Below are 14,133 nucleotides of genomic sequence, written 5' to 3'. Positions count from 1 at the left end.
GATATACACAAGCTTTATTGCCTTTACAGTATAAAACTTGAGCCATATACTGTCAAGTTTTATGCCAACCGTGCCACGGCTTTCCAATTCTCAACAGCAGGGGTGCAAGAGGAAAGCCCTGCCAGCAGTGCCAGTCCCTGGCACTGCTGGCAGGCTAGTCATCAACCATTTCGAGCCATTCCTCGGACCACAGGGAGCCGCGCGTGAGAAGAATGGGCCCCATCAGGGTGTCTTGCTGGATATTGATGCGTTCCCATTTCCAGAGTTCGAGGACGGCGATAAAGGTGACGATGATAACCAGGCGCGAGGTTTCGTGTTCGAGGATCTCTGAGAGCTGAACGCTCGGTTGCTCGGTGAGGCGGTCGCGGATTTCATTGATGCGTTCGCTGACACGTACACGGGACACCGGCAACAGTTCTGTTCCTGCGGCGGGCTCTTTGCCTTTGAGTTCCAGCAGCCTCTGAAACGAACGCGCGAGCATCTGTGCCTCTAATCCTGTTAAGGTGGGAGGCGTCCAGGCCAGCTGGGCTTCGATCCCAGCCAGCAGGCTTGACCGGCTATATGTCTGCAGACCCTGCTCTTCGCGCTGCCGCAAGGTCCGGGCAATGTCTTTGGCTAGCTTGTATTCGGCCAGGTGCTGCTGTAGTTCATTTACCAGGGCAACGCTATCGCCCTCGGCGGCACTCTGTTCACGCGGCGCCTGGGGCAGAAGGCTTTGAGATTTAATAAACAGCAGACGCGCGGCAATCGAGATGAAAGCCGCCATGTTGGCTAGAGGAAGAGCATTTTGTGCTTCCCAGGCGTGAATCTGAGCCAGGTATTGATCGGTAACCTCGACCAGTGAGATGGCGGTGATCTCCATTTGCCGTTTTTCGATCAGGTGTAGCAGTAGATCAAGGGGACCTTCAAAAACTGGTAGGTGGACTACGTAGCGGTCCTGGCGCTCTTGCTGCTCCGCCATGAGCACGGCTGGTCCACTGGTAATTCGTTCTGCTGGCATCAAGATACCTCGTCAACCTGGTGTAGCTCTGCTGCGGGACCGTGGGGCTGGTGATGGGTGCGAATATAGAGTACGGCACGCTCTGACAAACCGGCGGCCGCGGCGAGCAGCGCTCCTACTTCCGCATGGTACCAGGCATAACTGAGTGAACGGCGCCATCGGGGACCCTGACTATATTCGATCTGCTCGGGAGGCAATACGCTACGCTGTAAGAGGGCTGGCATCAAGCGTTTCCCCAGCACAATCGTTGGGCGCGTCCAGAAAGGAACGCGTCCCTCGGCTTTGCCAACATCATGTAGCAAGGCGGCCGCCAGCATATCTCGCTCCTGACAACCCCGCTCTTGTAGACCCCGACAAACGCGCAGACTATGCTGTTGGTCCGCGACCGTCATGGTGCGAAACAGGGCATAGGCTGAGACTGGTAGCCAGCGCTCGACTTCGGCGTAATCAGCCATGCTCAGAGGTGACTCAAAGCCTAGCTGCTGGCGTACCTGCCCCAAACGATATTGTATGGTTGTAAACAGTGGTGTACTTCGCATATCTATTAGTGAAAGATCAAGTGGCCATAGTAATAATAGCCATCCAATGGCATTCCCGCCGCCAATGAGGTCAGGATCATAGCGGCCAGTTGAATATAAAAGGCCAGGCGGAACAGTGGGAAGTCACCTAAACCCGAGAATTGTGCCAGAAACGGCAAGAAGAAGAACACAATTAAAATAATAAAAGGTCCGTAAGCAGCCGAGCGTGAGAATTGGACAGCTTGCTTACTGGGGAGAAGCGTGTAGACGATCTGATATCCATCCAGTGGATAAAGGGGAATGATGTTAAAGATGGCCAGGCTTACATTGACGGTGGCAAAAACTGAGAGCAGTTTCATCACAAAGTTGAGCGCGATATTGCCGTCCGTGATCGGAATCAGCAGGCGCATCAGGGCAGCGATGGCCAATCCAACAATCAGGCTAAAAATTGGACCCGCGCAAGCAACCAGTAGTACGCCCGTGTTGGCACCAACCTTCATCTTCCAGGGATCTGGCTTGACCGGGCGTCCCCAGCCCAGTCCAGAAAACGATTGAAAGGCGAGGATTACGCACATTAATGTGCCAACTGGATCAATGTGTAGGCCCAGCCTCAAACTCTTGCGCTCCAGCGTACCCGACGAATGGTCCCCTAGCCAGGAAGCCATCTGGGCATGGGCCCACTCATGCAGAATAATCGCTCCTAAAAAAGAGAGGATTATCATTAGCGATAAGATTACGTCTATCATTCACTCACTCGTTCTTTCAAGCTAGCAGGTCGATTTCCATACCTTCGCAGGCGGAACGCGTCCGTGCAAAATGTGCACGGGCATCCGCTTCCATCATATCCAATTGATTATCATCATAGGTTGGTTCATGGTGAAACAGGATCAGTTCTTTAGCATGCGCCAGGCGCGCGACTTCGGTCGCCATCAGGACTGTACTATGGCCAAATCCTTGCTTATCATTCTGATAATCAGAGGTTGTGTATTGCGCATCGTGAATCAATAGGTCCGCGCCTTCAATGAAATCTAGCAGATTTTGCTCTATCCCATTACGCCATTCAACGTCTGTAGCGTACACTACCGCTCGCCCTTTATACTCTATACGATAAATAATAGCACCATTCAATGGGTGACTGGTAGTAAATCTGGCTAGCACTCTGGGCTCTTCGTCTGACTTCTCTGACATGGTCTCCGTGCTGAGAGTTACCCCTGGATCTGGCTTGCCTTGCGACCAGCTGATACATTGTTCATCTACGATAGTATGAAATGTGCGCCTTGATGGCAACTGGCGCACATCTACCGGAAAATAAGGTGGAGACATCAGTGGCACGATCAGATCTTCAATATTATGTCCAGCCAGCTGGGGGCCAAAGAGATGGAGATTGGTACGGGCATCAAAGAGTGGCGAGAAAAATGGGAAACCTATCAGGTGATCGCCATGCCCATGGGTGATAAATAAAGCCACATTGCATGCAGTTTGCGGCTCGATCTGCTGCATCAGTGCTGACCCCAGGCCGATAATACCACTGCCAGCATCAAAAATAAGTGTATGCCCTCCAGCCTGAATCTCAACACAGGATGTATTTCCACCATGGCGCAGCGTGTGGGGACCAGGAGTTGGATAACTTCCGCGCACTCCCCAGAAGCGGATCAGAAAATGTGATTCCTCGACATTGGCCATATATGTATTGCTCCTACGCAACCTATTGTTTGTCATCAATGGCATGCATGCTATCCAATTAAATGAGCGCAGGCGCCTGGGAGGCCGGCATGTCTCCCTGAACTGCCATGGTATAACTGCTGAGTGATGCACGCTCAAGCGGCGTTTATGATTGTTGCAATTCACCATATTATAACGTGTGGCGAAAATATTGAAAAGGTTGCTTCTTAAGAGAGAGCTTGAAGCGATTAAACAAGTTCAACCGTGAAATTATTGTTAAGTCAAAGTTAATTACCACATCAATATACTTGAAATTTCTACGGCGATCCAATTAACAAGCCATGTACAATGCTACTCCTTAAATGGATTATTACGCATGGCACACAATGGAGGAATAATAATGGCCTCTACTCGACCGGCGCCTGGGCAATCTTCAAACCAGGCGGCTAAAGAGAAAACCCGCGAGATGGCTTCTGATGCCAGCCAGACCATTCAAGAGGGCACGAAGGACACCAAAAATTTCTTTAAGAAATTTTATCATGATTGGTCTCTCCATCTAACGCAAGCTCTGACCTTCGGCCTGGTCACTTCGGTGATCCCATTGGGAATGCTACTGGTGGCGATCGTTGGTAGCCTCATCGGCTCACTTAATGGCCACGCACGGGATCAGTTTATCAAACATTTACAGGGTACGATGCCACCACAGATCCTCCCTACGCAAATTACAGCTTCTGCCCTGCAGAAATTTTCACAAACTTCCGGCATCTGGATTGTAGTTAGCGTGATTGCGGCTATCTTCTTTGGTTCACGCCTGTTTACTTTACTTGAGGCGTGCTTTGATATTATCTATCGTGTTCCACAACGCCCAGCCAAACAGAAAAATATGCTGGCAATCATTATGGTGCTGGTGTTTATGGTATTGACCCCGCTGCTAGTGCTGACATCCATGATACCAGAGCAACTGGTGAGCATCCTGCAGAATACACCGATAAGTTCAAGTGCCAGCATGCTCAACAAAATTGCTGGCATTATCAGTAGCTTGCTAGTCTCATTTGTACTGTTCGAGATCATCTATACCTTTATACCTAACCGCAAAGGTATGATAAAGAATCGCCTGCGCGCCAGTGTTCTGGGCTCAATTGTTGCCGCCATTGTGCTGCAAATCGGACTTATTCTGTTCCCAATCTACACGCGGACATACGCCAGCGGCATCGTTAGCCAGATTGCTTTTGCGCTGATCTTTTTGATTTTCTTCTATATCATTTCGTTGGTGACCCTGATTGGCGCCACCGTGAATGCATACTTTGTCGAAAATATTCCACCAACACCCAACGATTTCGTTACCCGCGCCAGCCACAGCAGCTAAGCATACGGACGTCCGCATACGCGGACGTCCGATTTCTCCCTCCATACACGATACCCTCCCATAGGTTCGGGGCTTGCCCCCGATTTCTCCCTCCATACACGATACCCTCCCATAGGTTCGGGGCTTGCCCCCGATTTCTCCCTCCGCACACGACAACGTCCCCTCGTAAGTTCGGACCTCGCGCCCGATCTCCCCTCCACGCATGAAAACGCCTCCCCATATGGTACAATAGATAGTCAGAATGCTCTCAATAAGCAACATCCTATTCCACGAGGAGTTTTTCTATCCATGCGCAAACAGGGAAGACCATTGTTCCCACCATTCCTGGTCAGCGGGACCCTGCTCGTTCTTATGCTGCTTGTTGAGGCCGCATGCGGCACTACGGGGGGCACATCCTCTCCGCCAGCTACCAACACTTTGATTAGTCGGGCCCAACATGCTATTCAGCAGGTAAAGTCCTATCATTTTCATTTGTCCACCGAGCATCCTGGCTCGGGTGCTGGCGATTCTATGCTGGTTACAAAGGCCGATGGGGATATTGTGCTCCCGGAGAAACTTCAGGCTCAGGCCGATGGCGTGGTGAATAATACCGCTATCCAGGTACATATCCTGGCCGTTGGGGATAGAGAATATTATACTGACCCCATTACTGGCAATTGGAAACGCACCAACGATTTGCTGGATCCGCGCACCCTTGCCGATGCACATACGGGTGTTCCCGCGATGTTGGGAAACTTGCAACATCCCGGTCATGCCAGCGCCAGTTCGGTCGATGATCATGCTTGCTGGTATCTGAGTGGCAGGTTGTCTACTCGCTACCTGGCCGCGATCACTGGAGGAAACACACCGCCCAATGGCAATGTCACGACCAATATCTGCGTGGGTCAAAGCGATTATCTGCCCTATCAGATTCAGATACAGGGCGTTGTCATTCAAGGTGACACACCCCAGACATTGCGCCTTTTTACGCTGTCACAATTCGATGAAGCAGTCACTATCCAGGAGCCGAAGCTTTAGGGCAAGCACACAACACATGGACAAGCAATGACAGCGTCACTGTAAACGAGAAGGAAAGCGAGGAAACGATCCGTGACTACCAGACGGTATGCCGCACCACTGGCCTTGTTCGCTGTCTGTGCCGCAGTTTTTCTGACAGCCCTGGATCAAACCGTCGTGGTAACTGCATTGCCTCAGGTCATTACAGATCTGCAGCTGCCGCCGATGCTGCTGGATCGCGCAGCCTGGGTGGTCAGTGGTTATTTACTCGGCTATGTGATTGTGATGCCGTTGATGGGCCGCGTGTCAGACCTCTATGGGCGTCGCCTTATTCTAACTATCTGCCTGGGTATTTTTGCGCTGGGCTCACTGCTGTGTGCTCTGGCTCCGCAGTTGGGCGAGCGGCTACCATTGACATTCTTGCAGCCCCTGGGCATCGATACAAACTATCCTGGACTGGTCTGGTTAGTTATGGCGCGTTTCATCCAGGCGATTGGCGGTGGCGCGGTCGTACCAGTGGCGATGGCGGTGGCGGCAGACTTCTATGGGGTAGCGCGGCGTGGCATTGTGCTGGGACTGGTCGGCATGGTTACCGAGGCCGGCGGCATGCTGGGTCCACTTTATGGATCGTTTGTGGTTCAGCAATGGAACTGGCCTGCTATCTTTTATATCAATCTACCGCTGGTCGCCCTGCTCCTCGTGCTGATCCTGCTCTTCGTACCATCCCGGCAGCAAAGTGGCTACTCCCTCTCCGCAGGCAGACGCATCGATTGGCCAGGCTCCCTTGTGCTGGGTGCGGCCCTGCTCTGCATGAGCCTGGGCCTCGCACAGGAGGCCACGCAATTTACTGCCACACCCGAGCTAACTGGCAGTACAGAAGCACAAAATAATTATGGCCTGGTGGTCGCTGCCCTGTTGCTGCTGGGTGCGTTTATAGCACTGGAACACTTCTTAGCCCGGCGCGGCCGGTGGCCGGTTCTGGAACTGGCTCTCTTCCGCAAAGCAGCTTTTAGCGCAGCCACGCTGGCCAGTTTCTTGATTGGCGCCGCCCTGATCATTGCCATGGTCGATATCCCCATTTTTTTTCTTACTGTCTATGATCAGAATTCGATGCAGAGTGGCTGGGCCCTGCTACATCTGACGGCTCTGATTCCTGTAGGAGCCTTGCTGGGCGGCTGGCTCTGCCAGCGCCTGACCTGCCGCTGGACCGCGATACTGGGACTGGCCTTTGCTGCGTTGGGTTTCTGGCTGATGCATCTCTGGCCATTGACGATCGATTGGACCTTAATTACTGTTGGCGCGCTGAGCAGCGGACTCGGCCTGGGACTGGTGATCGCTCCACTCAGTACGACAGCAGTCAATGTAGTGGGTCAGCAACAGCTGGGAATGGCCTCGTCTGTGGTGACGATCTCACGCATGATCGGGATGATCCTGGGGTTGGCAGCCCTGACATCCTGGGGCCTTGCCCACTTCCGCAAGTTGGTCGCTCTTTTTAAGGCGCCAGCCTCCGTGCCCGCGTTGAGTCCGACCTATAATGCCCTCTACTTTCGCTATATCACTGACGCCGCACATACCGTCTATACCAGTATTTTTCTGGCTGCTGGCATTCTCTGTGTGCTGGCCTGCCTTCCAGCCTTCTTTCTAGATGGGAGACGGTCGCGCACTCTTCCGGGACTGCATGCAGATGATACGCTCTCTAATATTCACACTGATCAGCCCAACGTACAGGAAAGCGAGGCAAGCAGCAGCTATGGGCAGAGGAAGAAATAATCGTTCCCACAATGGCTGGCATCCTCAGGATGAGGATAATTTTGTGGAGAATCGCTATATCTATGAAGACGACTATGAGGGCTATGAGGATTACGAGGAGCCTCTGCCTCGGCCGCGCCGCGTTCCTGGCAGGACTCATCCAGATGCCCCTCGCTCACGGCCATATCGCGCTGTGCCTCCGGATCGCTCGCGGCGCCAACCTCCACGGCGTGTGCGCCAGATCACCCCGGTGCGCAAACAACGTGTCTGGCCCACCTTGTTAGCAGGTTGCATCATCGGTGTCTTGCTGGTTGTTGGCGTGCTAGCCCTGCTGGTCATCCTGGGCATTAATTCAATCCAAAACGGCGGCCATCTAAGCGGTCTGCCAGGTCTGCCCTCCACTAAACCATTTAAACAAACGATTACGCAAGATACTGGTGCAGGACCATTCACCAGTATCCAGGTCTGTGACAAGATTGGTAATGTAAACCTGCGGGTTGATCCAACCGCCACGACAACCAGAGTTACAGCTCTGAAGACGGTACAGGCAACCGATGAGACGGCTGCTGCCAGCCTCTTCAAACAGGTGACGGTCGAGGTCCAGCCTCCAACCGCCAGCAGCAAAGCGCTCAGTTGCTCAAACCTACAGTCGACTCCAACCGCCACCGGCAACGCCACGACTGGAAACGCTAATAACGTGCTGCTGATCAATGTGACCCTGCCCAAACCGGTGGATAACCAGGTTGATCTCACGGTCACCCTCCCTGCGGCGGCCATTCAAACGACCGATCATCCTTCACTGGCCGTGGATATAGAAGCCACGAAAGGGGATGTCACGGTGGCGGGGATCAGCGGCGTTCTTAAACTCCATAACGTGGCTGGCAATATCAATGTCACCCATGCCATCATGGCGGATGGCTCTCAGCTCGAAACTGGACAGGGCAATGTGAACTTCGATGGCTTCTTGTTTATGCCCGCCGATGCTCAGGCCAGTGCCCGCTATATGTTACGCAATGAGAGCGGCACCATTACAGCCACCCTGCCCGCCAATACCAATGTCACGCTGGATGCCAACACAAACGTTGGTGCCATCCACAGTGATTTTCCTATTCCCGTTACAAATAATGGAGGACCTGTAAATTACCACGGGCCTCTTAATCCTTCTGCCGGATCTACATCGCTCGCAACTCTTGTCCTAGATGTGAGTACTGGCGACGTTTATATAAAGAAGGCAAAACAAGTGACATCCTGAAATGCTCGCTTGTCACTTTGGGATGACCTAAGTATAATGTCACGTGAATAGAAAACAGATGGCGGTGGGGAAACAAAAATCCTTATCAATCTCTATGGCCTAATTTTGTCTTTTTGCTTTGTTATGCCATTTTGTTTTCTATGTACATCACCCAAGCTCACCCAGAAAGGAGGGCCGTGGTGCTTCCTTCTCACTCTAATGAGAAGTAACACCATGGTATGTTTTCATGGATGCGGTAAACAATCCTTCCGTGCTTGGTTCTCTACAGTTCTTGACCGGTTCGCTGGCCGGCAAGTCCTTTCATATTACCAAGCCCATTACCAATTTGGGGCGTGAACCTGGTAATGATATTGTTATTTCAGATCCATCAGTGTCTCGACACCATGCCCAGATCATATGGAATGGTAGCGTCTGGTCGATTAAGAAGGCGGCAGCGCAAAATACAATCACGTTGAATCAACGGGAGGTCAATCAGTCTCCTTTGAATGATCGCGATACGATTGGATTGGGGCAGGGAACAACTTTTCTGTTTCTGGTCGCTGAGGCTGCTCGCCCAACGCCACCAAACACAGAACGTGGTTCAACACCTAATCTGGCGCAACCTGCGGTACCACCCGCTTATGCTAATCTGGCTAATAACCTACCATTCAAGGCAGCCAATCAGCCGCCAGTGCAGCAACAGGCACCAAACTTTGGGCCGGCCGTGCTGAATCAGGCCAATAACTATGCGCCCCCGTCGGCGTATGGTATAAATGAACATATTCCTACTGCCACACAGCGCAGTTCTTTTGAGGGGGGCACCATTGCCAGTGTACAGCCGGGCAGTAGCATTCCCACTCTTGAGGTCAGTACCAATACCGATCAGGAAAAACATACCTATCCATTGACTCCTGATCGCCAGGTGTTTGACATTGGCCGCGACCCGTCAAATACGATCGTGATCAATCGCCCAACGGTTTCCAGCTTCCATGCTCAAATCGTACGTGAAGGCAACCAGCTGGTCCTCATCCATCCCCATCCCAAACGTGGACACACCCTGAATGGATTAACCTTCCAGGGTCAGAATATCGGTGGCCAGCAGCAATTTCGTCGTGTTCTGACGCGCGGCGATGTCTTCCGTATTAGCGATGCCAATGGTACGTTCGTTTCTCTGACCTTCAATGATGGTAGTGGACAGATACAGGATGTAGTCCCTGAGCTCCAACCTATTCAATTGGGTGCACCAGTGATCACATTCGGTCGCGCACCGGATAATATGGTTGTGCTAAAACATCCACAGGTCTCCAGCCACCATGCTCGCCTGGAGCAACTACCAGGCGGCGGCTATCGCATCATTGACCAGGGCAGTACGAATCATGTCTATGTCAACACACAGCGCACCAGCAACCAGGTGCTCAACCAGGGCGATATCATTCGCATTGGTCCATTTAAGCTTACATATACAGGCACAGTACTCACGCAACAGGATGAGAGCTACGGTATTCGTATCGATGCGCTGAACCTAAAAAAAGAGGGCAATAAACACGTCGTTTTGCTTAACGACATTTCTTTTGCCATTCCGCCACGTAAATTCGTGGCCCTGGTTGGCGGCTCTGGCGCCGGTAAATCCACGCTGATGGATGCTTTGAATGGCCTGCGCCCGGCTCAGCAAGGCGTTGTGCTTTATAATGGGCAGGATTACTACCGCAATCTGGCATCCTTTAGTACCCAGCTGGGCTATGTTCCGCAGGATGATATTATCCATCGTGAGCTGACCGTTGAGCGTGCCCTGTATTATGCCGCCAGGCTACGTCTGCCACAGGACTTCACGGAAAAGCAGATCCAGGAGCGTATCGATGAGGTTCTGGAAGATGTGGAAATGAAGCATCGCCGCAGCTTGCTGGTCAATAAGCTCTCGGGTGGACAACGTAAGCGTGTTTCGATCGCGCTAGAGCTGCTGGCTAACCCCAGTGTCTTCTTCCTGGATGAGCCGACCTCGGGACTCGATCCAGGCCTGGATCGTAAGATGATGCTCTTGCTGCGTAAACTGGCGGATAAAGGACATACCATTGTACTGGTTACGCACGCGACTAACAATATCAATGCCTGTGACTATATCTGCTTTCTCTGTCAGGGAGGAAAGCTGGCGTACTTTGGGCCGCCCAATGATGCCAAGGCTTACTTTGGTAAAACTGATTTCGCTGAGATCTATAGTGCCCTCGAACCCACGGATGAGAATCCGAATATTCCGGCTGAGGCAGAAAACAGATTCAGGCAATCGCCAGACTATGCACGCTATGTGGTGGGGAATATCCAGCAGGGACCTGCCGGCAATGCTCATCGGAACGCTCCAGCTGCGCCGATCAATCCTCCGAAGCGCGGTAATCCATTCAAACAATTTGTTTTGCTCTGTATGCGCTATATAGAGCTTATCATGAATGACCGCGTTAACCTGGCTATCCTTGTCTTACAGGCTCCTATTATTGGTTTGCTCTTGTTGGGCCTCACCGGTCATGGAGCATTTAACAGTAACAAGGTAGCTACCTGTGTAGCCCGCGTCAATATGTTGGACCCAACATCACACAAAACGGATAACTGCCAGGTTGTCGTCGACTTCATGAAAACCGATCAGGGTAAACTGGCGGCCCAACAGCAGCATCTCAGCCCGGATGATTTCCTGAATCACTCTATCCTGCCCGGCTCAGGCACGGACGCCCAGAAGGTTCTCTTCATCATGTCCTTTGCCGCCATTATGTTTGGTTGTATTAACGGATCGCGCGAAATTGTTAAGGAAGCGGCCATTTATCGGCGTGAACGCTCGGTCAATCTGGGAATAGCGCCTTACCTCTTCTCCAAGATCGCGGTCCTGGGCACCTTTAGCCTGGTGCAGAGTCTGATCCTGGTCTTCATGGTTTGGCTCGTCGCGCCTTACCAGAACAGCGTCTTACTGCCGCCATTCCTGGAGATCTATGTCTCGATGGCCCTGACGTCGCTAGCGGGACTCATGACTGGTCTGCTCATCTCAGCTATTGTACCTAACAATGACCGAGCTATGAGTATCGTCCCGTTACCACTTATTCCGCAAGTCATCTTTGCCGGCGTCATTTTCTCGTTAGACAGCCCTAAGTTCTTACAGATACCCGGCGCATTCTTCACTACACGCTGGTCAATGGCAGCCATGGGTACCACCGTTGGTCTCCATGGGGACAAACTCAACACCGATAGCTTCTCGTACGTCTCGAACCTGTTTACATCCGTTAACGGAAGCAATCATGGCGCAGCTGTCGCCCACCTCTTCCTGAGCTGGGGTGTCCTCGCCGCCATGATCCTTATCCAGGGCGTGATCATCGCCTGGTTCCTCAAACGTAAAGACGTAAGAGCCTAGAGCAAAGCGGAGGCAAGCTCCGAATCGATGAGGTGCCTCCCTTTACAGGCAAGAAGATGGGTGGGGCGGCTAGCCGCCTCGCCCATCCTTGCTTGTCTCTTCCCCCCTTCTCCTGCTCTACTCAGAAAGTGTCTAAAAGCAGTAGATTTCGCGCCTTCGGCCCCTGACGAGAGCGCCACAGGCGCTCATAAGGCCTTTCAGAGGGAGTGCAGAACCGGTGCTTCGCACCGGTTCTGCACTCCCTCTGAAAAACGGTGCGGCCGCGCATGCGGACGCCCGTGCGGGGGCGCCCAACTTCCCCTTGGCGATGAAGTTCAGACATATTCTCGCATCAAGCTTGCTTTAGCTTCCTGTCCACGAAGATCAGCGCGAGAAGACAGCCGCATAAAAATGCCGCACCGGCCAGCAGCATGGAAATATGCATGCCGGGGATTGAGATTATTCTCTGCCCCACCAGTGATCCCAGGATGGCGACACCTAGCACACTCCCCATTTGCCGTCCGGAGTTGAGGACTGCGGAAGCGATACCTGATCGATTAGCAGGCGCGGACTCTATAACGGCCGTTGTCATGGCGGGCATTGTAAAAGCCATTCCGAAGCCAATAGCCAGTAGCATAATACTCAAAATGAGGTAGCTCGTTGATGGCTGCACCAATATTTCGCCGAAGTATTGCCACGTATAATAGAAATAAATAGATCTACGACGTTCTCAGTTCTGCAATGGTAAATAGCATTGCTTGAGTCGTATATTAGATAATATATAGTGGTACTTCTTGGCATCACCCTTGTCGCCAAACATTTCGATATGCTATTGTAGCAATGACCCAGCATAGCTGGTTTAACAACAGAAACAAGTAGGCTAGCCATGTTACTCAATAGGCGTATTATCGTAGGAATCTGTGGAGGAATTGCATCCTACAAAGCTGTCGACCTGGTCAGCAAACTGCAACAGGCCGGTGCGATTGTAGATGTAATTATGACAGAGCACGCGGAAGAATTCGTCCGCCCACTCACATTCGCAACCATGAGCCACCGGCGCGTGTATAGCGACCTCTGGGAAGCCTCAGGAGAAGCCGCAGAGACACATATAAAATTGGCTGAAGAGGCTGATCTGCTGGTAATTGTTCCAGCAACCGCCAACACCATTGCCAAACTGGCTTACGGTTTGACAGATAGCATGCTGACAGCCGTGGCCCTGGCCACCAAAGCACCATTAATCCTGGCACCTGCGATGTACACCAATATGTATACTCATCCGGCGACGCAGGCAAATCTGGCTACATTACGAGAGCGAGGTGCTTTTATCGTAGAGCCAGAAGTTGGCAGGCTCGCCTCCGGTGCCGTCGGCATTGGTCGCTTTCCTGAGACGGCTACATTACTTGGAGCCATTCAACAAGTTTTGGGGCGACAAGGGGACCTTGCAGGTCGCCGTGTTATCGTCACAGCTGGTGGAACGCAGGAACCAATCGATCCAGTACGATACATAGGGAATCGCTCATCAGGAAAAATGGGCTATAACCTCGCAATTGAAGCAAGAGATCGTGGCGCACACGTTATATTAATATCGGGGCCCGTTGCATTGCCCGCACCTTATGGTGTGGAATTGCACCAGGTTGAGACGGCGCTGCAGATGCGTGATATCGTGTATGCCCTTATTACTGATGCGGATGTTCTTATAATGAGTGCTGCCGTGGCGGATTTTCGCCCAGCTCAGGCTGCAACACAAAAAATTAAAAAGACAGAAAATAAGGTTTCGGGGCAACACGGAAAGGGTGAGTTCTCAGTTCATCTGGTACCTAATCCAGATATTCTGGCGGAACTTGCTGGTTTACTCGCTGATGGTGGCTATGCCGGAGCACAACACGATGGCATATCCATACCTCAGTTGAAGCGACGCTTGATACGCGTTGGCTTCGCAGCCGAAACAGAACACCTTATTGAGCATGCCCAGGCAAAGCTACAAAAGAAACAACTGGACATGCTAGTCGCGAACGATGTCTCGCGTTCAGATAGTGGTTTCGGCACCGAAACTAATAAGGTGCTCATCTTCCATGCAAATGGTGCGATGGAAGATTTGCCTGTAATGCCCAAAACTGGCGTTGCGGCGGCAATTTGGGATCGTATTGTGCCACTGTTAGGCTAGGCCAGGCACAATAAAGTTGGGAGGACGTGGCGCTGTGATGGGAGAATTTGTTCTAGATTTAGTGGGTACGGAAAGTACGCAGG

General features: G+C 52.1%; 11 protein-coding genes. 6 read left to right on the top strand and 5 right to left on the bottom strand.

What is annotated here, in order from left to right; all coding sequences use genetic code 11:
- Positions 1 to 154: 154 nt before the first annotated feature.
- The 4 genes from JMI88_RS31260 to JMI88_RS31245 are packed head-to-tail and all read right to left on the bottom strand — an operon-like array spanning position 155 to position 3,201.
- Positions 155 to 1,000, bottom strand: a complete 846-nt coding sequence (locus tag JMI88_RS31260; protein ID WP_201365967.1) for a segregation and condensation protein A — start codon at positions 998 to 1,000, stop codon at positions 155 to 157.
- A complete protein-coding gene (locus JMI88_RS31255; RefSeq protein ID WP_201365966.1) occupies positions 1,000 to 1,539 on the bottom strand; it encodes an HD domain-containing protein in 540 nt (179 codons plus the stop codon). Before JMI88_RS31255 ends, JMI88_RS31260 begins: the two co-directional genes overlap by 1 nt.
- Before the next feature lie 5 nt (positions 1,540 to 1,544).
- On the bottom strand, positions 1,545 to 2,264 hold the full coding sequence (locus JMI88_RS31250; protein ID WP_201365965.1) for a site-2 protease family protein: 720 nt from the start codon (positions 2,262 to 2,264) through the stop codon (positions 1,545 to 1,547).
- Positions 2,265 to 2,280: 16 nt separating this feature from the next.
- Complete coding sequence (locus tag JMI88_RS31245; protein WP_201365964.1) at positions 2,281 to 3,201, bottom strand: MBL fold metallo-hydrolase; 921 nt, start codon at positions 3,199 to 3,201, stop codon at positions 2,281 to 2,283.
- A 379-nt stretch (positions 3,202 to 3,580) separates the two neighbouring features.
- On the opposite strand from JMI88_RS31245, the gene JMI88_RS31240 reads away from it, so the two are divergent.
- The 5 genes from JMI88_RS31240 to JMI88_RS31220 all read left to right on the top strand — a co-directional run bounded on the left by JMI88_RS31240 (position 3,581) and on the right by JMI88_RS31220 (position 11,907).
- Positions 3,581 to 4,546 (top strand): YihY/virulence factor BrkB family protein, encoded by a 966-nt coding sequence (locus JMI88_RS31240; RefSeq protein ID WP_201365963.1) that lies wholly within the window; start codon positions 3,581 to 3,583, stop codon positions 4,544 to 4,546.
- A gap of 288 nt (positions 4,547 to 4,834) precedes the next feature.
- Positions 4,835 to 5,563 (top strand): LppX_LprAFG lipoprotein, encoded by a 729-nt coding sequence (locus JMI88_RS31235; RefSeq protein ID WP_201365962.1) that lies wholly within the window; start codon positions 4,835 to 4,837, stop codon positions 5,561 to 5,563.
- A gap of 72 nt (positions 5,564 to 5,635) precedes the next feature.
- Positions 5,636 to 7,312: an MFS transporter gene (locus JMI88_RS31230; RefSeq protein WP_201365961.1), complete on the top strand. Its 1,677-nt coding sequence runs from the start codon at positions 5,636 to 5,638 to the stop codon at positions 7,310 to 7,312.
- Entirely contained in the window at positions 7,293 to 8,543 is a 1,251-nt protein-coding gene (locus JMI88_RS31225; protein ID WP_201365960.1) for a DUF4097 family beta strand repeat-containing protein, read from the top strand. The genes JMI88_RS31230 and JMI88_RS31225 overlap by 20 nt, the downstream gene beginning before the upstream one ends.
- Positions 8,544 to 8,769: 226 nt before the next feature.
- On the top strand, positions 8,770 to 11,907 hold the full coding sequence (locus JMI88_RS31220; protein ID WP_201365959.1) for an FHA domain-containing protein: 3,138 nt from the start codon (positions 8,770 to 8,772) through the stop codon (positions 11,905 to 11,907).
- A gap of 331 nt (positions 11,908 to 12,238) precedes the next feature.
- On the opposite strand, the gene JMI88_RS31215 is transcribed toward JMI88_RS31220, so the two are convergent.
- Entirely contained in the window at positions 12,239 to 12,532 is a 294-nt protein-coding gene (locus JMI88_RS31215; RefSeq protein ID WP_201365958.1) for a hypothetical protein, read from the bottom strand.
- A gap of 240 nt (positions 12,533 to 12,772) precedes the next feature.
- Between JMI88_RS31215 and coaBC the strand changes: the two genes are divergently transcribed.
- Positions 12,773 to 14,050 carry a bifunctional phosphopantothenoylcysteine decarboxylase/phosphopantothenate--cysteine ligase CoaBC gene (coaBC, locus tag JMI88_RS31210; protein WP_201365957.1) on the top strand — a complete coding sequence of 426 codons (1,278 nt, stop codon included), beginning with the start codon at positions 12,773 to 12,775 and terminating at the stop codon, positions 14,048 to 14,050.
- Positions 14,051 to 14,133: the final 83 nt, after the last annotated feature.

It is taken from the genome of Dictyobacter formicarum (genome assembly GCF_016587435.1).
This window is presented reverse-complemented; position numbering and strand designations above follow the sequence as displayed.